9 protein-coding genes, 3 tRNA genes, 5 rRNA genes, 1 riboswitch and 1 other annotated feature are annotated in these 21,902 nt (G+C 52.0%); of the genes, 3 read left to right on the forward strand and 14 right to left on the reverse strand.

Annotated elements, in window-relative coordinates:
- Window positions 1-155: 155 nt before the first annotated feature.
- The 8 genes from NH461_RS15665 to NH461_RS15700 form a co-directional block, all read right to left on the reverse strand.
- Window positions 156-231, reverse strand: a tRNA-Ala gene (locus NH461_RS15665).
- Between the two features lie 40 nt (window positions 232-271).
- A tRNA-Ile gene (locus tag NH461_RS15670) sits at window positions 272-348 on the reverse strand.
- A 73-nt stretch (window positions 349-421) separates the two neighbouring features.
- Window positions 422-1,987: ribosomal RNA gene (locus tag NH461_RS15675) — 16S ribosomal RNA — on the reverse strand.
- A 290-nt stretch (window positions 1,988-2,277) separates the two neighbouring features.
- Window positions 2,278-2,393: ribosomal RNA gene (gene rrf, locus NH461_RS15680) — 5S ribosomal RNA — on the reverse strand.
- 89 nt (window positions 2,394-2,482) lie between these two features.
- Window positions 2,483-6,723 (reverse strand) — a sequence feature (most likely nonfunctional fraction of RNA operon).
- A 292-nt stretch (window positions 6,724-7,015) separates the two neighbouring features.
- Window positions 7,016-7,131 (reverse strand): 5S ribosomal RNA (gene rrf, locus NH461_RS15685).
- Between the two features lie 149 nt (window positions 7,132-7,280).
- Window positions 7,281-10,171: ribosomal RNA gene (locus NH461_RS15690) — 23S ribosomal RNA — on the reverse strand.
- A 297-nt stretch (window positions 10,172-10,468) separates the two neighbouring features.
- Window positions 10,469-10,544, reverse strand: a tRNA-Glu gene (locus NH461_RS15695).
- A gap of 67 nt (window positions 10,545-10,611) precedes the next feature.
- Window positions 10,612-12,178 (reverse strand): 16S ribosomal RNA (locus NH461_RS15700).
- The 16S, 23S and 5S rRNA genes sit together here with 1 tRNA gene alongside, the layout of an rRNA operon.
- A gap of 583 nt (window positions 12,179-12,761) precedes the next feature.
- On the opposite strand from NH461_RS15700, the gene NH461_RS15705 reads away from it, so the two are divergent.
- A complete protein-coding gene (locus NH461_RS15705) occupies window positions 12,762-13,211 on the forward strand; it encodes an RNA recognition motif domain-containing protein (RefSeq protein WP_261601207.1) in 450 nt (149 codons plus the stop codon).
- On the opposite strand, the gene murI is transcribed toward NH461_RS15705, so the two are convergent.
- Genes murI through NH461_RS15720 form a run of 3 tightly spaced genes read right to left on the reverse strand, consistent with a single transcriptional unit; the run spans window position 13,192 to window position 16,647 of the window.
- Window positions 13,192-13,986 (reverse strand): glutamate racemase, encoded by a 795-nt coding sequence (gene murI / locus NH461_RS15710; RefSeq protein ID WP_261601208.1) that lies wholly within the window; start codon window positions 13,984-13,986, stop codon window positions 13,192-13,194. The genes NH461_RS15705 and murI overlap by 20 nt on opposite strands.
- Before the next feature lie 59 nt (window positions 13,987-14,045).
- Window positions 14,046-14,741 carry an adenine nucleotide alpha hydrolase gene (locus NH461_RS15715; protein ID WP_261601209.1) on the reverse strand — a complete coding sequence of 232 codons (696 nt, stop codon included), beginning with the start codon at window positions 14,739-14,741 and terminating at the stop codon, window positions 14,046-14,048.
- A gap of 55 nt (window positions 14,742-14,796) precedes the next feature.
- The gene (locus NH461_RS15720) at window positions 14,797-16,647 is read right to left on the reverse strand and encodes a TonB-dependent receptor domain-containing protein (RefSeq protein WP_261601210.1); all 1,851 of its coding nucleotides are present in this window, start codon (window positions 16,645-16,647) and stop codon (window positions 14,797-14,799) included.
- A 38-nt stretch (window positions 16,648-16,685) separates the two neighbouring features.
- Window positions 16,686-16,912, reverse strand: a riboswitch (cobalamin riboswitch).
- A 148-nt stretch (window positions 16,913-17,060) separates the two neighbouring features.
- Here NH461_RS15720 and trmA point away from each other — a divergent pair.
- Window positions 17,061-18,167 (forward strand): tRNA (uridine(54)-C5)-methyltransferase TrmA, encoded by a 1,107-nt coding sequence (gene trmA, locus NH461_RS15725; protein WP_261601211.1) that lies wholly within the window; start codon window positions 17,061-17,063, stop codon window positions 18,165-18,167.
- 75 nt (window positions 18,168-18,242) lie between these two features.
- Here the strand turns inward: trmA and NH461_RS15730 are convergent, their stop codons facing one another.
- The gene (locus tag NH461_RS15730) at window positions 18,243-18,626 is read right to left on the reverse strand and encodes a YijD family membrane protein (protein ID WP_261601212.1); all 384 of its coding nucleotides are present in this window, start codon (window positions 18,624-18,626) and stop codon (window positions 18,243-18,245) included.
- Between the two features lie 22 nt (window positions 18,627-18,648).
- On the reverse strand, window positions 18,649-19,281 hold the full coding sequence (fabR, locus tag NH461_RS15735; RefSeq protein ID WP_261601213.1) for an HTH-type transcriptional repressor FabR: 633 nt from the start codon (window positions 19,279-19,281) through the stop codon (window positions 18,649-18,651).
- A gap of 278 nt (window positions 19,282-19,559) precedes the next feature.
- Between fabR and sthA the strand changes: the two genes are divergently transcribed.
- On the forward strand, window positions 19,560-20,975 hold the full coding sequence (sthA, locus tag NH461_RS15740; protein WP_261601214.1) for a Si-specific NAD(P)(+) transhydrogenase: 1,416 nt from the start codon (window positions 19,560-19,562) through the stop codon (window positions 20,973-20,975).
- A gap of 94 nt (window positions 20,976-21,069) precedes the next feature.
- Here sthA and cysQ read toward each other — a convergent pair whose 3' ends face one another.
- Window positions 21,070-21,900 carry a 3'(2'),5'-bisphosphate nucleotidase CysQ gene (gene cysQ, locus NH461_RS15745; protein ID WP_261602930.1) on the reverse strand — a complete coding sequence of 277 codons (831 nt, stop codon included), beginning with the start codon at window positions 21,898-21,900 and terminating at the stop codon, window positions 21,070-21,072.
- Window positions 21,901-21,902: the final 2 nt, after the last annotated feature.

The raw sequence follows: 21,902 nt of genomic DNA on the forward strand, positions 1-21,902 counted from the left end.
AATGTGTATTGCTTGAGAACTCGTTTCTCTTTCGAGAAACAATAATTTCGATTCCTAAAAATCGAATTACTAGTCAGCTTTCCAGATTGTTAAAGAGCATGTGTTTGCCTTTCGGCATCCACTTTCTAATCACACTCGTAAGTGTATTTAGAAAGTGGTGGAGCTAAGCAGGATCGAACTGCTGACCTCCTGCGTGCAAGGCAGGCGCTCTCCCAGCTGAGCTATAGCCCCGACGATTCCGATGCCTCACCAACTTCCCTTGGGCAGGAAGTGGTGGGTCTGAGTGGACTTGAACCACCGACCTCACCCTTATCAGGGGTGCGCTCTAACCACCTGAGCTACAGACCCAGCATCGTTTCGCTCTTCACATTTTAACCAGGCAATCTGTGTGGACACTGCATCAAACAATGTGTCATATCGTTAAGGAGGTGATCCAGCCCCAGGTTCCCCTAGGGCTACCTTGTTACGACTTCACCCCAGTCATGAACCACACCGTGGTAAACGCCCTCCCGAAGGTTAAGCTATCTACTTCTGGTGCAGCCCACTCCCATGGTGTGACGGGCGGTGTGTACAAGGCCCGGGAACGTATTCACCGTGGCATTCTGATCCACGATTACTAGCGATTCCGACTTCATGGAGTCGAGTTGCAGACTCCAATCCGGACTACGACGCACTTTTTGGGATTCGCTCACTATCGCTAGCTTGCAGCCCTCTGTATGCGCCATTGTAGCACGTGTGTAGCCCTACTCGTAAGGGCCATGATGACTTGACGTCGTCCCCACCTTCCTCCGGTTTATCACCGGCAGTCTCCCTGGAGTTCCCACCCGAAGTGCTGGCAAACAAGGATAAGGGTTGCGCTCGTTGCGGGACTTAACCCAACATTTCACAACACGAGCTGACGACAGCCATGCAGCACCTGTCTCAGAGTTCCCGAAGGCACCAATCCATCTCTGGAAAGTTCTCTGGATGTCAAGAGTAGGTAAGGTTCTTCGCGTTGCATCGAATTAAACCACATGCTCCACCGCTTGTGCGGGCCCCCGTCAATTCATTTGAGTTTTAATCTTGCGACCGTACTCCCCAGGCGGTCTACTTAACGCGTTAGCTCCGAAAGCCAGTGTTCAAGACACCAACCTCCAAGTAGACATCGTTTACGGCGTGGACTACCAGGGTATCTAATCCTGTTTGCTCCCCACGCTTTCGCATCTGAGCGTCAGTCTTTGTCCAGGGGGCCGCCTTCGCCACCGGTATTCCTTCAGATCTCTACGCATTTCACCGCTACACCTGAAATTCTACCCCCCTCTACAAGACTCTAGCCTGCCAGTTCCAAATGCGATTCCGAGGTTGAGCCCCGGGCTTTCACATCTGGCTTAACAAGCCGCCTGCATGCGCTTTACGCCCAGTAATTCCGATTAACGCTCGCACCCTCCGTATTACCGCGGCTGCTGGCACGGAGTTAGCCGGTGCTTCTTCTGTCGCTAACGTCAAACGGTACCGCTATTAACGATACCGCCTTCCTCACGACTGAAAGTGCTTTACAACCCGAAGGCCTTCTTCACACACGCGGCATGGCTGCATCAGGGTTTCCCCCATTGTGCAATATTCCCCACTGCTGCCTCCCGTAGGAGTCTGGACCGTGTCTCAGTTCCAGTGTGGCTGATCATCCTCTCAGACCAGCTAGGGATCGTCGCCTAGGTGAGCCGTTACCCCACCTACTAGCTAATCCCACCTTGGCTAATCCTGACGCGAGAGGCCCGAAGGTCCCCCTCTTTGCTCCCATCTCGTAAAAGATAGGAGATTATGCGGTATTAGCCATCGTTTCCAATGGTTATCCCCCACATCAGGGCATATTCCCAGGCATTACTCACCCGTCCGCCGCTCGCCGCCCAACAAATCACCCGAAGGGTCAATGTTGTCGCTGCCGCTCGACTTGCATGTGTTAGGCCTGCCGCCAGCGTTCAATCTGAGCCATGATCAAACTCTTCAATTAAAGTTTTGTGTTTCCGAAGAAACGGCTCAGTGATTACTGATAAATTGACTGTGCTGATACTGAAGTATCAATTTGGTCACTCAGTTCACTGATAAATCTTTTGACTATCATTTCACGAGTGCCCACACAGATTGCATGGTCAAATTGTTAAAGAACTGTGTTTTCAGCGCCTTAGCGCTCAAGCGAGGTGCGTATAATACGCTTCCCACTTTGAAAGTCAACATAAAACTCTAAGAAACTTTAGAACTTTATGGTGACTTGCTTGAATCTCAAGCAAAGTCGGAATGAAAGCCTGGCGATGTCCTACTCTCACATGGGGAGGCCCCACACTACCATCGGCGCTGCTGCGTTTCACTACTGAGTTCGGCATGGGATCAGGTGGGTCCGCAACGCTATGGTCGCCAAGCAAATTCGTTACAATCTTGGAAAATCTGACTAAAGTCTCAGCACATCATTCAAGTGCTCGTGGAGTCCGTAAAACCCCTTGGGTGTTGTATGGTTAAGCCGCACGGGCAATTAGTACAGGTTAGCTCAACGCCTCACAGCGCTTACACACCCTGCCTATCAACGTCGTAGTCTACGACAACCCTTCAGAAGGCTTAAAGCCTTAGGGATGACTCATCTTGAGGCTCGCTTCCCGCTTAGATGCTTTCAGCGGTTATCGATTCCGAACTTAGCTACCGGGCAATGCGTCTGGCGACACAACCCGAACACCAGCGGTTCGTCCACTCCGGTCCTCTCGTACTAGGAGCAGCCCCTCTCAATCATCCAACGCCCACGGCAGATAGGGACCGAACTGTCTCACGACGTTCTAAACCCAGCTCGCGTACCACTTTAAATGGCGAACAGCCATACCCTTGGGACCGACTTCAGCCCCAGGATGTGATGAGCCGACATCGAGGTGCCAAACACCGCCGTCGATATGAACTCTTGGGCGGTATCAGCCTGTTATCCCCGGAGTACCTTTTATCCGTTGAGCGATGGCCCTTCCATTCAGAACCACCGGATCACTATGACCTGCTTTCGCACCTGCTCGAACCGTCATTCTCGCAGTCAAGCGGGCTTATGCCATTGCACTAACCTCACGATGTCCGACCGTGATTAGCCCACCTTCGTGCTCCTCCGTTACGCTTTGGGAGGAGACCGCCCCAGTCAAACTACCCACCAGGCACTGTCCGCACCCCCGATAAGGGGGCGACGTTAGAACATCAACACTACAAGGGTGGTATTTCAAGGACGGCTCCACAGATACTGGCGTACCTGCTTCGAAGCCTCCCACCTATCCTACACATGTAGGGTCAATGTTCAGTGCCAAGCTGTAGTAAAGGTTCACGGGGTCTTTCCGTCTAGCCGCGGGTACGCAGCATCTTCACTGCGATTTCAATTTCACTGAGTCTCGGGTGGAGACAGCGTGGCCATCATTACGCCATTCGTGCAGGTCGGAACTTACCCGACAAGGAATTTCGCTACCTTAGGACCGTTATAGTTACGGCCGCCGTTTACCGGGGCTTCGATCAAGAGCTTCTCCGAAGATAACCCCATCAATTAACCTTCCGGCACCGGGCAGGCGTCACACCGTATACGTCATCTTTCGATTTTGCACAGTGCTGTGTTTTTAATAAACAGTTGCAGCCACCTGGTATCTGCGACTGCCAGCAGCTCCAAGAGCGAGTCTCTTCACCGCCGGCAGCGTACCTTCTCCCGAAGTTACGGTACCATTTTGCCTAGTTCCTTCACCCGAGTTCTCTCAAGCGCCTTGGTATTCTCTACCCGACCACCTGTGTCGGTTTGGGGTACGATTCCTTACTATCTGAAGCTTAGAGGCTTTTCCCGGAAGCATGGCATCAATGACTTCAGTGCCGTAGCACCTCGACATCGGGTCTCAGCCTTGAGATGGTCCGGATTTGCCTAAACCATCAGCCTACACCCTTGAACCTGGACAACCGTCGCCAGGCCCACCTAGCCTTCTCCGTCCCCCCATCGCAATAGTAAGAAGTACGGGAATATTAACCCGTTTCCCATCGACTACGCCTTTCGGCCTCGCCTTAGGGGTCGACTCACCCTGCCCCGATTAACGTTGGACAGGAACCCTTGGTCTTCCGGCGAGGAGGTTTTTCACCCCCTTTATCGTTACTCATGTCAGCATTCGCACTTCTGATACCTCCAGCAGCCCTTACAGACCACCTTCAACAGCTTACAGAACGCTCCCCTACCCAATACAATAAATTGCATTGCCGCAGCTTCGGTGTATCGCTTAGCCCCGTTAAATCTTCCGCGCAGGCCGACTCGACCAGTGAGCTATTACGCTTTCTTTAAATGATGGCTGCTTCTAAGCCAACATCCTGGCTGTCTGAGCCTTCCCACATCGTTTCCCACTTAGCGATAACTTTGGGACCTTAGCTGGCGGTCTGGGTTGTTTCCCTCTCCACGACGGACGTTAGCACCCGCCGTGTGTCTCCCGGATAGTACTTACTGGTATTCGGAGTTTGCAAAGGGTTGGTAAGTCGGGATGACCCCCTAGCCTTAACAGTGCTCTACCCCCAGTAGTATTCGTCCGAGGCGCTACCTAAATAGCTTTCGGGGAGAACCAGCTATCTCCAGGTTTGATTGGCCTTTCACCCCTAGCCACAAGTCATCCGCTAATTTTTCAACATTAGTCGGTTCGGTCCTCCAGTGCGTGTTACCGCACCTTCAACCTGCCCATGGCTAGATCACCTGGTTTCGGGTCTAATCCCAGCAACTGCACGCCCAGTTAAGACTCGGTTTCCTACGGCTCCCCTAGATGGTTAACCTTGCTACTGAAATTAAGTCGCTGACCCATTATACAAAAGGTACGCAGTCACACCACGAAGGTGCTCCTACTGCTTGTACGTACACGGTTTCAGGTTCTATTTCACTCCCCTCACAGGGGTTCTTTTCGCCTTTCCCTCACGGTACTGGTTCACTATCGGTCAGTCAGGAGTATTTAGCCTTGGAGGATGGTCCCCCCATCTTCAGACAAGATAACACGTGTCCCGTCCTACTCGTTTTCACTTTAAATGCGTTGTCGGCTACGGGGCTATCACCCTGTATCGCGGCACTTTCCAGAGCCTTCACCTGACGCACAAAAAGCTTAAGGGCTAATCCGGTTTCGCTCGCCGCTACTGCCGGAATCTCGGTTGATTTCTCTTCCTCGGGGTACTTAGATGTTTCAGTTCCCCCGGTTCGCCTCAATACGCTATGGATTCACGTATTGATAACTGCTTCTGCAGCTGGGTTTCCCCATTCGGAAATCGCAGACTCAAGTGGCTCTTACTGCCTCATCTGGCTTATCGCAAGTTAGTACGTCCTTCATCGACCTCTGACACTGCATCAAACAATGTGTCATCCCACCGTGTACGCTTCAGTCATGAACTGGTAAACGCAAGGTTAAGCTATCTACCCCCCACTCCCAACGGGCGGTCATGTATTCTGATCCACGATTACTAGCGATTCCGACTTCATGGAGTCGAGTTGCAGACTCCATCATTGCTTGAGCTTGCAGATTTGTAGCACGTTGTAGCCCTTTATGCCGGACCTTCTCCGGTTTATCACCGGCAGTCTCCCACCCGAAGTGCTGGCAAACAAGGATAAGGGTTGCGCTCGTTGCGGGACTTAACCCAACATTTCACAACACGAGCTGACGACAGCCATGCAGCACCTGTCTCAGAGTTCCCGAAGGCACCAATCCATCTCTGGAAAGTTCTCTGGATGTCAAGAGTAGGTAAGGTTCTTCGCGTTGCATCGAATTAAACCACATGCTCCACCGCTTGTGCGGGCCCCCGTCAATTCATTTGAGTTTTAATCTTGCGACCGTACTCCCCAGGCGGTCTACTTAACGCGTTAGCTCCGAAAGCCAGTGTTCAAGACACCAACCTCCAAGTAGACATCGTTTACGGCGTGGACTACCAGGGTATCTAATCCTGTTTGCTCCCCACGCTTTCGCATCTGAGCGTCAGTCTTTGTCCAGGGGGCCGCCTTCGCCACCGGTATTCCTTCAGATCTCTACGCATTTCACCGCTACACCTGAAATTCTACCCCCCTCTACAAGACTCTAGCCTGCCAGTTCCAAATGCGATTCCGAGGTTGAGCCCCGGGCTTTCACATCTGGCTTAACAAGCCGCCTGCATGCGCTTTACGCCCAGTAATTCCGATTAACGCTCGCACCCTCCGTATTACCGCGGCTGCTGGCACGGAGTTAGCCGGTGCTTCTTCTGTCGCTAACGTCAAACAACTAAGCTATTAACTTAGCTGCCTTCCTCACGACTGAAAGTGCTTTACAACCCGAAGGCCTTCTTCACACACGCGGCATGGCTGCATCAGGGTTTCCCCCATTGTGCAATATTCCCCACTGCTGCCTCCCGTAGGAGTCTGGACCGTGTCTCAGTTCCAGTGTGGCTGATCATCCTCTCAGACCAGCTAGGGATCGTCGCCTAGGTGAGCCGTTACCCCACCTACTAGCTAATCCCACCTGGGCCAATCTTAGCGCGAGAGGCCCGAAGGTCCCCCTCTTTGCTCCGTAGAGATTATGCGGTATTAGCCATCGTTTCCAATGGTTATCCCCCACACTAAGGCATGTTCCCAGGCATTACTCACCCGTCCGCCGCTCGCCGCCCAACAAATCACCCGAAGGGTCAATGTTGTCGCTGCCGCTCGACTTGCATGTGTTAGGCCTGCCGCCAGCGTTCAATCTGAGCCATGATCAAACTCTTCAATTAAAGTTTTGGTGTTTCCGAAGAAACGGCTCAGTGATTACTGATAAATTGACTGTGCTGATACCGAAGTATCAATTTGGTCACTCAGCTCACTGATAAATCTTTTTGACTATCATTTCACGAGTGCCCACACAGATTGCATGGTCAAATTGTTAAAGAACTGTGCTTTCAGCGCTTTAGCGCTCAAACGAGGTGCGTATAATACGCTTCCCACTTTGAAAGTCAACATAAAACTCTAAGAAATTTTAAAGCTTTATGGTGACTTGCTTGAATCCCAAGCAAAGTCGGAATGAAAGCCTGGCGATGTCCTACTCTCACATGGGGAGGCCCCACACTACCATCGGCGCTGCTGCGTTTCACTACTGAGTTCGGCATGGGATCAGGTGGGTCCGCAACGCTATGGTCGCCAAGCAAATTCGACGTGAAGGGATTCACCAATATCGCGATGCCATGGATGGCAAGGAGCGATGTGACCCTACACTAAATCTGGAAAAGTTAACTAGTTTCTCAAACACTGCATTCAAGTGCTCGTGGAGTCCGTAAAACCCCTTGGGTGTTGTATGGTTAAGCCGCACGGGCAATTAGTACAGGTTAGCTCAACGCCTCACAGCGCTTACACACCCTGCCTATCAACGTCGTAGTCTACGACAACCCTTCAGAAGGCTTAAAGCCTTAGGGATGACTCATCTTGAGGCTCGCTTCCCGCTTAGATGCTTTCAGCGGTTATCGATTCCGAACTTAGCTACCGGGCAATGCGTCTGGCGACACAACCCGAACACCAGCGGTTCGTCCACTCCGGTCCTCTCGTACTAGGAGCAGCCCCTCTCAATCATCCAACGCCCACGGCAGATAGGGACCGAACTGTCTCACGACGTTCTAAACCCAGCTCGCGTACCACTTTAAATGGCGAACAGCCATACCCTTGGGACCGACTTCAGCCCCAGGATGTGATGAGCCGACATCGAGGTGCCAAACACCGCCGTCGATATGAACTCTTGGGCGGTATCAGCCTGTTATCCCCGGAGTACCTTTTATCCGTTGAGCGATGGCCCTTCCATTCAGAACCACCGGATCACTATGACCTGCTTTCGCACCTGCTCGAACCGTCATTCTCGCAGTCAAGCGGGCTTATGCCATTGCACTAACCTCACGATGTCCGACCGTGATTAGCCCACCTTCGTGCTCCTCCGTTACGCTTTGGGAGGAGACCGCCCCAGTCAAACTACCCACCAGGCACTGTCCGCACCCCCGATAAGGGGGCGACGTTAGAACATCAACACTACAAGGGTGGTATTTCAAGGACGGCTCCACAGATACTGGCGTACCTGCTTCGAAGCCTCCCACCTATCCTACACATGTAGGGTCAATGTTCAGTGCCAAGCTGTAGTAAAGGTTCACGGGGTCTTTCCGTCTAGCCGCGGGTACGCAGCATCTTCACTGCGATTTCAATTTCACTGAGTCTCGGGTGGAGACAGCGTGGCCATCATTACGCCATTCGTGCAGGTCGGAACTTACCCGACAAGGAATTTCGCTACCTTAGGACCGTTATAGTTACGGCCGCCGTTTACCGGGGCTTCGATCAAGAGCTTCTCCGAAGATAACCCCATCAATTAACCTTCCGGCACCGGGCAGGCGTCACACCGTATACGTCATCTTTCGATTTTGCACAGTGCTGTGTTTTTAATAAACAGTTGCAGCCACCTGGTATCTGCGACTGCCAGCAGCTCCAAGAGCGAGTCTCTTCACCGCCGGCAGCGTACCTTCTCCCGAAGTTACGGTACCATTTTGCCTAGTTCCTTCACCCGAGTTCTCTCAAGCGCCTTGGTATTCTCTACCCGACCACCTGTGTCGGTTTGGGGTACGATTCCTTACTATCTGAAGCTTAGAGGCTTTTCCCGGAAGCATGGCATCAATGACTTCACCGCCGTAGCAGCTCGACATCGGGTCTCAGCCTTGAGATGGTCCGGATTTGCCTAAACCATCAGCCTACACCCTTGAACCTGGACAACCGTCGCCAGGCCCACCTAGCCTTCTCCGTCCCCCCATCGCAATAGTAAGAAGTACGGGAATATTAACCCGTTTCCCATCGACTACGCCTTTCGGCCTCGCCTTAGGGGTCGACTCACCCTGCCCCGATTAACGTTGGACAGGAACCCTTGGTCTTCCGGCGAGGAGGTTTTTCACCCCCTTTATCGTTACTCATGTCAGCATTCGCACTTCTGATACCTCCAGCAGCCCTTACAGACCACCTTCAACGGCTTACAGAACGCTCCCCTACCCAATGTAGTAAACTACATTGCCGCAGCTTCGGTGTATCGCTTAGCCCCGTTAAATCTTCCGCGCAGGCCGACTCGACCAGTGAGCTATTACGCTTTCTTTAAATGATGGCTGCTTCTAAGCCAACATCCTGGCTGTCTGAGCCTTCCCACATCGTTTCCCACTTAGCGATAACTTTGGGACCTTAGCTGGCGGTCTGGGTTGTTTCCCTCTCCACGACGGACGTTAGCACCCGCCGTGTGTCTCCCGGATAGTACTTACTGGTATTCGGAGTTTGCAAAGGGTTGGTAAGTCGGGATGACCCCCTAGCCTTAACAGTGCTCTACCCCCAGTAGTATTCGTCCGAGGCGCTACCTAAATAGCTTTCGGGGAGAACCAGCTATCTCCAGGTTTGATTGGCCTTTCACCCCTAGCCACAAGTCATCCGCTAATTTTTCAACATTAGTCGGTTCGGTCCTCCAGTGCGTGTTACCGCACCTTCAACCTGCCCATGGCTAGATCACCTGGTTTCGGGTCTAATCCCAGCAACTGCACGCCCAGTTAAGACTCGGTTTCCCTACGGCTCCCCTAGATGGTTAACCTTGCTACTGAAATTAAGTCGCTGACCCATTATACAAAAAGGTACGCAGTCACACCACGAAGGTGCTCCTACTGCTTGTACGTACACGGTTTCAGGTTCTATTTCACTCCCCTCACAGGGGTTCTTTTCGCCTTTCCCTCACGGTACTGGTTCACTATCGGTCAGTCAGGAGTATTTAGCCTTGGAGGATGGTCCCCCCATCTTCAGACAAGATAACACGTGTCCCGTCCTACTCGTTTTCACTTTAAATGCGTTGTCGGCTACGGGGCTATCACCCTGTATCGCGGCACTTTCCAGAGCCTTCACCTGACGCATAAAAAGCTTAAGGGCTAATCCGGTTTCGCTCGCCGCTACTGCCGGAATCTCGGTTGATTTCTCTTCCTCGGGGTACTTAGATGTTTCAGTTCCCCCGGTTCGCCTCAACACGCTATGGATTCACGTATTGATAACTGCTTCTGCAGCTGGGTTTCCCCCATTCGGAAATCGCAGACTCAAGTGGCTCTTACTGCCTCATCTGCGCTTATCGCAAGTTAGTACGTCCTTCATCGCCTCTGACTGCCCAGGCATCCACCGTGTACGCTTAGTCACTTAACCATACAACCCCAAAGGGTCTGTATCGTAAACAACCAAGGTTTTCCATCAATTACTTGACGGATTAGTTTGTTTTGCCGGACTCTTTGTCTGTCTTCACTTTGAAAAGTGAAAGCAAACTTACACAAGACACTTGAATGTGTATTGCTTGAGAACTCGTTTCACCTTGCGGTGAAACAATAATTCAATCATCGAATCTTCGATAATTGATTTACTAGTCAGCTTTCCAGATTGTTAAAGAGCATGTACTTGCCTTTCGGCATCCACTTTCTAATCACACTCGTAAGTGTATTTAGAAAGTGGCGTCCCATAGGGGAGTCGAACCCCTGTTACCGCCGTGAAAGGGCGGTGTCCTAGGCCTCTAGACGAATGGGACACTGTTGTCTTTTACTATTAACCAGGCAATCTGTGTGGACACTGCATCAAACAATGTGTCATATCGTTAAGGAGGTGATCCAGCCCCAGGTTCCCCTAGGGCTACCTTGTTACGACTTCACCCCAGTCATGAACCACACCGTGGTAAACGCCCTCCCGAAGGTTAAGCTATCTACTTCTGGTGCAGCCCACTCCCATGGTGTGACGGGCGGTGTGTACAAGGCCCGGGAACGTATTCACCGTGGCATTCTGATCCACGATTACTAGCGATTCCGACTTCATGGAGTCGAGTTGCAGACTCCCAATCCGGACTACGACGCACTTTTTGGGATTCGCTCACTATCGCTAGCTTGCAGCCCTCTGTATGCGCCATTGTAGCACGTGTGTAGCCCTACTCGTAAGGGCCATGATGACTTGACGTCGTCCCCACCTTCCTCCGGTTTATCACCGGCAGTCTCCCTGGAGTTCCCACCCGAAGTGCTGGCAAACAAGGATAAGGGTTGCGCTCGTTGCGGGACTTAACCCAACATTTCACAACACGAGCTGACGACAGCCATGCAGCACCTGTCTCAGAGCTCCCGAAGGCACCAATCCATCTCTGGAAAGTTCTCTGGATGTCAAGAGTAGGTAAGGTTCTTCGCGTTGCATCGAATTAAACCACATGCTCCACCGCTTGTGCGGGCCCCCGTCAATTCATTTGAGTTTTAATCTTGCGACCGTACTCCCCCAGGCGGTCTACTTAACGCGTTAGCTCCGAAAGCCAGTGTTCAAGACACCAACCTCCAAGTAGACATCGTTTACGGCGTGGACTACCAGGGTATCTAATCCTGTTTGCTCCCCACGCTTTCGCATCTGAGCGTCAGTCTTTGTCCAGGGGGCCGCCTTCGCCACCGGTATTCCTTCAGATCTCTACGCATTTCACCGCTACACCTGAAATTCTACCCCCCTCTACAAGACTCTAGCCTGCCAGTTCCAAATGCGATTCCGAGGTTGAGCCCCGGCTTTCACATCTGGCTTAACAAGCCGCCTGCATGCGCTTTACGCCCAGTAATTCCGATTAACGCTTGCACCCTCCGTATTACCGCGGCTGCTGGCACGGAGTTAGCCGGTGCTTCTTCTGTCGCTAACGTCAAACAACTAAGCTATTAACTTAGCCGCCTTCCTCACGACTGAAAGTGCTTTACAACCCGAAGGCCTTCTTCACACACGCGGCATGGCTGCATCAGGGTTTCCCCCATTGTGCAATATTCCCCACTGCTGCCTCCCGTAGGAGTCTGGACCGTGTCTCAGTTCCAGTGTGGCTGATCATCCTCTCAGACCAGCTAGGGATCGTCGCCTAGGTGAGCCGTTACCCCACCTACTAGCTAATCCCACCTAGGCTAATCCTGACGCGAGAGGCCCGAAGGTCCCCCTCTTTGCTCCCATCTCGTAAAAGACCGGAGATTATGCGGTATTAGCCATCGTTTCCAATGGTTATCCCCCACATCAGGGCATATTCCCAGGCATTACTCACCCGTCCGCCGCTCGCCGCCCAACAAATCACCCGAAGGCTCAATGTTGTCGCTGCCGCTCGACTTGCATGTGTTAGGCCTGCCGCCAGCGTTCAATCTGAGCCATGATCAAACTCTTCAATTAAAGTTTTGGTGTTTCCGAAGAAACGGCTCAGTGATTACTGATTTCTTGCCGCCGCTTTTAAGAAAAGCAGAAGCAAAAATAAATTGACTGTGCTGATACCGAAGTATCAATTTGGTCACTCAGCTCACTGATAAATCTTTTGACTATCATTTCACGAGTGCCCACACAGATTGCATGGTCAAATTGTTAAAGAACAATTCCTCATTCGCTTTTGCTCTGAGGAGGTGCGCCATTTTAAGGATTCAAAGGGAAGTGTCAAACACTTTTTGAAACTTAATTTTGAAGGCTTTCACCATCTCGACTTGGTGCTTGCTTCCTTACTGAAGAAGCCGCCCTCCGTGTCGGTGAGGCGGCATTATAGAGACTTCCCGATACCTGACAAGCGTTTTTTTGAAAAAAATTACCACTCGGTCATTATTTCAACTAATTTGATCTAGACGCCTCAAATTTCAACATTAGAGGATCATCACACTCACCAACTAGTAATTACAACCTGATGAAAGTAATATCAATGTGACTCTGTTGTTAAAATAACCAATCACAGCCTTCCTTTAATAATCATTATGACGATGTAGTTTTTAATATGAAATTTTCCAAACAAACCATGATGGCCCTCGGGGCTATCGCCATTCTCGGGGCACTCATCATTAGCTTGCTTTCTTTCCCGCCTGCCTTTGCCTTTATCCTCGGTATGATCGCCGCAATCGCTGCGCTGAATTACCTGCCTGAAACACCGGAATCAACCGCAAGTTCTGAGGCAGTACCACCAGTAGGCAGTAAAACAATCTATGTCGGCAACTTGCCTTATCGCGCGAATGAAAGTGAGGTCAAGCAGCTCTTTGCCGAATACGGTGAGGTCTTTGCCGTCCGCCTGATGAAAGATAAGCGAACCGGCAAACGACGCGGATTTGGTTTTGTGGTGATGAATAGCGGTGATGCCGACACAGCTATCAGCCAGCTCAATAATAAAGAGTTTGGGCAACGGACGCTGAAAGTCCGTGAAGCCAACGAACCTAAAAGCCTGGATAGTTAAGCGATTGAACCGCACCGAGATTCATTGCTTTTAAACTAAGATTGAGTGCCGCAGTATGAGGGTCTGCGGCACTATTGTATGTATAGTTGGAAACCAACGCAGATTGCTCTCCCGCCTCCAGCTCCCCCAGCAAAGATTTCACCCGATTCGCAATCGCCAATCCGGAGTCGATAATATTCACCGGGGTACCGAAAGCCTGTGCAATTTCGTGCTTGATCAGCGGAAAATGCGTACAGCCCAACACGATACTATCTACCTTTCCCTGCCATGGCGCTAAGATCCCTGTCAGCTCATCCAGAGAAACACGTTTTCCCCGTAACTTCTCTTCGGCCATTTCCACCAAGCGCGTCGAACCAATTCGGTAGACATCACAATCACTGGCAAACTGCGCAATCAGCTGATGGGTATATTCCCGCTCTACCGTTGCCGGTGTTGCCAATAGGCCTACCGCTTTTTGCTTACTCATTAATGCTGCGGGTTTGATGGCCGGCACAACGCCAACCACAGGAATCATGAGCTCGGCACGCAAAGTCGGCAACACCACTGTGCTGGCAGTATTACAGGCAATTACCACCAGATCGATATGGTGGCGCTCCACTAATAGCGAAACGATATGCCGGGTACGCTTGATGAGTACCGTTTCCGGTAATTCACCATAAGGAAAACCGGCATCATCGAACGCATAGATATATTGAAGGGAAGGAAGCTGGGTATAGATTTCCTGATAAACGGATAATCCCCCGACCCCTGAATCAAAAATTAGCACCCGTTTCACTGTTCACCACAAACCAGATATCATTTCAGGATGCACATCATACTGCGTTCGTTGCCAGATCAGAAATCCCCCGCCGAGGATATCTCTCCATCGGGTTCAATCAACTGGTAACGCTGATAGTGAAAGCGCGCCTGCCGCTCGCAATCCAGCCGTTGGATTTTCAATGCTTCCCGGAAACACGGTGCCTGAACCACCAAAGTGTGAAACTCTCCGTTTTCCCCGCATGGATCGACATGAAGCGGCAACCGAGCCAGTAAGTCTGCGTTATACCATTGGCCGCAATATTCACCATCGAGCTGATGTGTATCGACGGTCGTGATCAGCGTTTGAATACCGCTGTGAATAATTTCCTCGGCCAACTCCCGGCTATCGCGTCCCAGTAACGGAAACAGACATTGCCAACCCGCCGGTTCAATATAACCGCGCCGATACTCAGCAATGCCATTGCAAAACATATCCCCAAATGCCACGGCATCAATCTCCAGGCCACTGTTACGGAGCCCTTCAACAACCCGCGACTGGTATAACGCATTCGGCGGAAAGACTTCCGGTAGGGGGATCAGCACCAACGGCAGCCCTGTTAATGCCGCTTGCTGTTTGAGCACATCAATCGGTGTGGCCTGGAACGGTACTTCATCTTCCAGGCAAGTCGTATACAACCCGACAACCTCGATAGTGGGATCGTCGAGCAGCTTGATTAAGGTCAGCGCCGAGTCTTTCCCGGAAGACCAACTGACCATCACTTTGGTTTTCATAAATACCGTTGCATCCCAAGTAAGAAAAAACCGCCCGAAGGCGGTTTAAACATCGTTAGAAACGATAAGAGACAGTTGCATAGTAACTGCGCTCCGCAGTGTTGTAGCCATAGGCTGTTGCATACTCTTCATCCAGCACATTGGCGACACGTCCCTGCAAGGTCAGCGCCTCTGTTACAAAGTAGCTGGCAGCCAGATCCAGCAAATGATAGTTCTTCAGCTCAACTTCTGAGTTCGTGAAAGTAACCGGATTAAAATACGTATCCCGGCTGTCCCCTTGATACAGATAGCTCATCTCCAGCTGGTAAGAATCCGCTAAGTAGCTGGCATTCCATTTCAGGGCTTCATCAGGCACACGTTTAAGGCGCTTTTTATCACTTTCATTTTCATGATCCATCAGATCCAGCGAGACATCATGGTGAATAGAACCCGTTGCAAAGCTAGCAGCCAACTCAATCCCCTGGACACGTACATCCTGGTTTTCCAATTGCTTACCTTTACCTTGATTGCGGATCTGGTTGCTCACTGTATTGTCGTATACCGCCACTCGCCAATCTAGCAGTGGATGGGTGCCTTCCAGTGCCAGTTCATAGTTTTCAGACTCTTCTGCTTCCAGGCCCGGATTCCCGTAACTAGGCCAATACAAGTCATTAAACGTCGGCGCTTTAAAACCGGTTCCAGCATTCGCAGTCACTCGCATCTGCTCGACAAAACGCCAACCGGCCCCTAACTGCCATGAGGTATAAGAGCCGTAATGCTCATTATCATCGTAACGAACACTCGCCTCTAGCTGGACATCATCGGCATCCCGCCAGAACGTAATATAGCCAGCATCATTACGGCGACTCTCTTGATCATAAGATTCAAATTGACCGGCGAAGTTATTCCAGAGTTCAGAATCACTGACCTTCTCATTCACCAAGTCGACCCCAAACCCGGCATAATAATGCTCTGCCAGTTGATAACTGTTGGTCCAATTCACTTGAGTCCGGTCGGTGACAATCGTACTGCCCGGCTGATTTCCCTTATTCTCACCTTCATCGCGATTAACACCAAGAAGGAGCGAAGATGTCAAACGATCAGCAGCGTAGCTTACCTGGCCGGAAACATTGTAAAACACATAATCAGCCTCATTATTCCCCGGGCTGCCGGTATAATCGTATTCAGTTTGGCCATCATGATAAAAAGCATTCACGACGGCGCGCCATTCATCATTCAGGATAATCCCAAATTCTCCGAGAATATCTTTGCTCTTAAAACCGTCATTATCTTTTTGGTCTTCCAGCCAGGCACCAGAAGAATAATCAGCAACATTGAAGCCATCCGCCTGCTCGAAGTTTCCGGCCACTTTAGCCCAAGTTTGCTCTGTCAAACGGCCGGCAACGCTACCTTTAGTTTGATAATAACCATCGCTCCCCATCCCGGCAGCAACTTGGCCCTGCACATCATCAGGCTGAGCCGTAGTAATAATATTGATCACCCCTGCCGTCGCATCTGCACCATACACCGCAGCACGAGTACCCCGGATGTATTCAATACTTTCAATTCCGGTTAATGGTAGTTGGCTCAGATTAACCCCACCGGCCGTAGCACTCCCGAGACGCACACCATTCATCATAATCAGAACATTCTGGCTCCCGCGAACAAAAACAGTCGTCAGCTGACCGTATCCACCGTTGGCAGCAATGCTCACACCCGGCAGACGCCGTAACACTTCCGCCAGGGATTTGGCCTGAATGGCGTCAATATCTTCTTTGGTGATCACAGAGACAGGGGCAATCACATTTTTAACGGATTGCTCAAATCGGTTGGCTGTTACCACCATGACATCCTCGTCCTGGGCGGCAACAGAAAAAGACGACAGGCACACAGGTGCCAGCGCCACTGCTAAAAGCGTTTTCTTCATTATTTAGATACCTTAAGTCGCGTTAATTACAAAGCAAACTCTTGCTCAGTACCACGGGTCGGTCTTCGGACTTAAGAGCATGGTTGAACAACCACCTAGGCAACAACTTCCCACTTCACTGTCAACGGCTTTGCACCGTCTCTCGAAGCAGTGTTCGGAACTAACGTCCATGTGCTTTCGTTCTCTCTCACCGCTGCGCGTCAGTCACGGATTTTCACCGTGTTCCCTACCTGAATTCAGGTAAACCCGTGCAGGGCGAATGCTAGTTATCCTCATGATGAATGTCTAGTTTTGTTTGTTATGGAATATGACAATACGTTTCGGGCAACACTTTTATCCGTCTCAACACTGGACATCAGTCAACAATGCAATAAAATCTGCGCTCTTATTTTGAGCAGTTTGAGGCACCCAACATGGCATCCACCGACATCAATCCGGCTGAGTACCAGGCACAGCTAGATGAAAAGGCAGCGCGTATTCAAAATATCTTCGCGGATTTTGAAACCCCTGAGCTTGAGGTGTTTGCCTCACCTGCCGAGTATTATCGGATGCGCGCCGAATTTCGGGTGTGGCACGAAGGTGACGATCTCTACTACATCATGTTCAACCAGGAAACCCGTCAGAAATACCGGGTGGATCAGTTTCCGGCCGCCAGCCGCCTGATCAACGATCTGATGCCGCTGCTGGTTGATGCGCTCAAACCAGTCAAAACCCTGCGTCATAAACTGTTCCAGGTTGATTTCCTGTCGACCCTAAGCGGTGAGGTCCTGGTGTCGCTGCTGTATCACCGCCAACTGGACGAAGAGTGGGTTCGCGAGGCCAAAGCACTCAAGCAACGCCTGAACGATGAAGGGTTTAACCTGAACTTCATTGGCCGGGCCCGCAAGCAGAAGATTGTCCTGGATCAGGAACACGTCATTGAAAAGCTCACCGTTCATGATCGCACCCTGACCTACCAGCAGGTTGAAAACAGCTTTACCCAACCGAACGGCGAAGTGGCGCAGAAGATGCTGGAGTGGGCCGTCGACTGTACCGAAGACAGCGCCGGCGATTTGCTGGAACTCTACTGTGGCAACGGCAACTTCTCCCTGGCACTGGCCAAGAATTTTGAGCGGGTACTGGCAACTGAGCTGGCAAAACCCTCGGTGGATTCTGCCCAGTACAACATTGCCGCCAATCACATCGACAATGTGCAGATCATTCGGATGTCGGCAGAAGAATTTACCGAAGCAATGGAAGGCAAGCGCGAATTCCGCCGCCTGAAAAATGCCGGTGTGGATCTGAGCAGCTATAACTGCAATACCATCTTTGTTGATCCGCCACGTGCGGGAATGGACGAAGGTACCTGCCGCATGGTGCAGGCCTACGATCGGATCATGTACATCTCATGTAATCCGGAAACCCTGAAAGAGAACCTGGCGATCCTGGGCGAAACGCACCGCATGACCCGCTTTGCGTTGTTTGATCAGTTCCCGTATACCCACCACATGGAAGCGGGTGTGCTGCTGGAGCGGAAATAACCCAAGTTCCGGCAATCACAGACCATAAAAAAGGCGCCCTCGGCGCCTTTTTTATCATCCAACTGAAGGTGCGAATTACGCTTGCGCTTCAGTGCTTTCGATCTTCTTTGGGCTCATGATCCCCAGCTTGTAAGCAACCCACAGCAGCAGACCCAGGGTGATCATCAGCGGCAGGAAGTTAGACCCCATATCCGGGAACTGCGCGCGCATAAAGCCGGAGTAACCAAACGCACCAGCCAGGAAGCAGGCGAAGGCGATCGCCGGGGTCCCTTCTGTCATCGGCTTGCTCAGGTATTCCTGATACAGGCAGTACGCTGCCAGGCCAAACGCAATGACAGGAAAAATAGAAAACGGTACAGCACTTGATGTGAATACAGCCAACGTCGCATTGCCGCACAGACCTGCCAGAAAAGACAGCAGCAGTGTTTTACGTTCAGCTTTTACTTGTTCCTTGTTCATATCCTTCACCAACACAATAAAGTTAGAGTTTCTGCCTGAGCTCTCGACGCTCACGCTCTTTACGATACCAATAGGCACCTTTCGCAATCATTCGCAATTGCATAATCAATCTTTCCGCATGCTCCGCACGCGCGTGGTTGTCCAGATCCAGCGCCTCCGCCCCCGAACTGAACACCAGCGTGACCGACGCCTCCGCCTGAGTATAGGCTTCATCGTGCGTCACACCAGTTTTCGCTTCCAGATACTCGGTCAGCTCCGCAACGAAGTGCTGAATCTCCCGAGCGACAGCGGCGCGAAACGCCGGCGAGGTGCCGGAGCGCTCGCGCAAAAGCAACCGAAACACATTCGGGCTGCTTTCAATAAATTCCATAAATGTTTCTACAGAGGTACGGATCACACTGCCTTCTTTGGCAATGCGCTGACGCGCCTGGCGCATCAACTGACGAAGGATCAAACCGCCTTCATCGACCATGGTCAGACCCAGCTCATCCATATCCTTGAAATGGCGATAGAACGAGGTGGGCGCAATCCCGGCTTCCCGAGCGACTTCACGCAGACTGAGACTCGAAAAGCTACGCTCGGCACTGAGCTGATTAAATGCAGCATCAATCAGTGAGCGACGGGTTTTTTCTTTTTGCTGAGCCCTGATTCCCATGAACTTGTTGTTTCTCTGTAACCTTTTTTGCAACTATACGCGCTTTTGTTCGCCGGTTCAGCGAAAATTGCCCTTTTCACGGCAATCAGAACATAGTAATTCCCGACCGCAGCTGAATTAAAGCAGTATTTGTCACTTTTAACAGCCAGCTCACAGAGTTACGGCTCCACAACGTGATCGCCACCTATCTATCACAGCCCTCTGATTTTACCGACTTCAGGAAAAAGTTAAACTATCACGTAAGCAATGTTGCAAGGATGATAAGAAAGGCCCGAACAATGACTAAGTCAAAACAACCACATGCCCAGCATTTTGATGCCATTATTATTGGCAGCGGCCCGGGGGGCGAAGGGGCTGCGATGGGGCTCACCAAAGCAGGCTTCAATGTTGCGATTATCGAGCGGGAGAACAGCGTCGGCGGCGGGTGTACCCACTGGGGGACCATTCCGTCCAAAGCCCTGCGCCATGCCGTCAGCCGGATCATCGAATTTAACCAAAACCCGCTCTACTGCAAGAACAACTCCAGCCTCCACAGTACCTTCAGCCAGATCCTCGGCCACGCCCAGGATGTGGTCAGCAAACAGACCCGGATGCGCCAGGGGTTTTACGATCGCAACCACTGCACCATCATCCACGGCGAAGCCAGCTTTGTCGACAGCCACACCGTCGCCGTGAACACCGCGGACGGCAGCGTCGATCGCTATACTGCCGGCCAGTTTGTCATCGCCACCGGCTCACGCCCTTACCACCCGACAGACGTTAACTTTGACCACCGCCGGATTTACGACAGCGACTCGATCCTGCGGCTCAAGCACGACCCTCGTCATATCCTGATTTATGGTGCCGGGGTGATCGGCAGCGAGTATGCTTCGATTTTCCGCGGCCTGGGCGTGAAGGTCGACCTGATCAATACCCGGGAGCGCCTGCTGGAATTTCTCGATAACGAAATTTCCGACTCGCTCTCCTACCATCTGTGGAACAGCGGCGCGATGATCCGCAACGGTGAAACCTACGAGCGGATCGAAGGAACCGACGATGGCGTGATCCTTCACCTGCAATCGGGCAAGAAAATGCGTGCCGACTGCCTGCTGTATGCCAATGGCCGGACCGGGAATACCGATCGCCTGAAGCTCGAGAATGTCGGCCTGTTGCCAGACTCACGCGGCCAGCTCAAGGTCAACAATAACTATCAAACCGATGTCGAACATATCTATGCCGTGGGCGATGTCATTGGCTACCCGAGCCTCGCCAGCGCCGCTTACGACCAGGGCCGGTTCGTGGCCCAGGCTATCAGCAACGGGGAAGCCGAAGGCTGTTTGATCGAACATATCCCGACCGGGATCTACACCATCCCGGAGATCAGCTCCGTCGGCAAAACCGAGCAGGAGCTGACCGCAGAGAAAATCCCGTACGAAGTCGGCCGCTCGCAGTTCAAACACCTGGCCCGCGCCCAGATTGCCGGCACCGAAGTGGGCAGCCTGAAGATCCTGTTCCATCGCGAAACCAAAGAGATCCTCGGGATCCACTGCTTCGGGGAGCGGGCCGCAGAGATCATCCATATCGGGCAGGCGATCATGGAACAAAAAGGCGAAGGCAATACCATCGACTACTTCGCCAATACCACCTTCAACTACCCGACCATGGCCGAAGCCTACCGGGTAGCGGCACTGAACGGCTTAAACCGCCTGTTCTAAGTCGGTCAGAAACGGGGAACTCGTCTTACATGTCGTCCCTCAACAAAAAACGGAGCCGCAGCTCCGTTTTTTTATCCTGCCTGACAGGCAATCCTCACACTTCCATCATCCGGTTATCCGGCGTCAGAATCGTTGACCACGGCAACGACTCATCGCCCAGCGTAATGAAATTCGGGTTCTCCAGCGTATCGCGCTCGTTGTAAGAGAGCGGCGTCAGGTGCGTATTGAGGATCCGGCCACCGGCTTCTTCAACAATACATTGTGTCGCCGCGGTATCCCACTCCCCGGTCGGCCCCAGGCGCAGGTAGCAATCCACCGCGCCTTCGGCGACCAGACACGATTTCAGCGCGGCCGAGCCCAGCGGCACCAAATCATAGTTCAGCGACGGATCCAGGCGATTGGTAATGGCCTGAATATCCTGGCGACGGCTGATCGCCACGGCAATCGACTGGGTCGGCAGCTCATGCTTATGGGTGGAGATCCGGACCGTTTCTCCCTCCGGCGTGATCTTCCAGGCTCCTTTGCCGTGATAGGCGTAATACGCGACCCCGGAGATCGGTGCGTACACCACCCCCATCACCGGTTGGTTGTCCGCCACCAAAGCAATAATCGTCGCAAAATCGCCGCTGCCGGCAATAAACTCCTGGGTCCCGTCAAGCGGATCGACCAGCCAGTAGCGCTGCCACTGGCGGCGCTCCGACAGCGGGATCCCGGCATCTTCCTCTGACAAGACCGGAATATCCGGGGTCAGTTCGGTCAGGCGCTCGACCACCAGCTTATGCGCCGCCAGATCAGCACTGGTCACCGGGGTATTGTCATTTTTCACCTGTTTTTCGAACTGGCCGTGCTGGTAAATATCCAGAATCACCTGACCGGAAGCCCGGGCAATGTCGATGACCGATGGTAATAGGTTCGATAAATCCATCA

The organism is Photobacterium sp. TY1-4 (genome assembly GCF_025398175.1).
In the GTDB taxonomy this organism is placed as follows: Bacteria; Pseudomonadota; Gammaproteobacteria; order Enterobacterales; family Vibrionaceae; genus Photobacterium.